At 62.8% G+C, this 656-nt stretch carries 1 protein-coding gene; it reads right to left on the reverse strand.

Features of this window, described 5'->3' with window-relative positions:
- The coding region (locus O4220_RS27715; RefSeq protein ID WP_269608748.1) for an IS110 family transposase at positions 1 to 424 on the reverse strand (424 nt) is incomplete at its 3' end.
- Positions 425 to 656: the final 232 nt, after the last annotated feature.

Below are 656 nucleotides of genomic sequence, written 5' to 3' on the forward strand. Positions count from 1 at the left end.
GACGAGCGTTGTGCAGGAACCGAATTGACTCGACGTCCCCGTCGTGTGTCTTCGGGATGGTGCGAGCCAGCCCGGCCGCAGCGATGCGAGCAGCACTGTAGGCATCGAGCGGATCGGACTTGCCGTGAAAGCGCCGCGAACGACGATCGGTGCGGTCGACATCGACGACCTCGAGGCCCGCTGCGAGCAGAACAGCGGTCAGCGCGGAGCCGTAGCTTCCGGTGCCTTCGATTCCGACTCGGACGACGATGCCGGTCCCGATCAACCATGCCAACAAAGCGCGGTAGCCGGCGCCGGTTGCCGGGAACTCTCGGTCGCAGATTTTGCGGCCGAGGTGGTCGATGATCGCCGCGTGGTGGGTGTCTTTGTGAGTGTCGATGCCTGCGATGACGGCGAGGCTGACATCGGGTGGGTTTTCGGTCATGCTGGACACTGGTTATCCCTTCGACAGGTGACCACGCACCGGCCGGGACGGCGGACAACACAGTGACGGGACTCTTTGGTCAGGCTCCTATCAAGTCACTCCGCCCACCGGTCGCGTGTGAACGATGTCCGTCGAGGCGAAGGCCGACACATCACATGAAAGACAGCCACCGGCGTCAGAGCGGAAACGAGTCACACCTTCCACCTCGACGAACAACTCCAGTATCACTGAG

The organism is Rhodococcus ruber (assembly GCF_027270735.1).
GTDB lineage: Bacteria > Actinomycetota > Actinomycetes > Mycobacteriales > Mycobacteriaceae > Rhodococcoides > Rhodococcoides rubrum_A.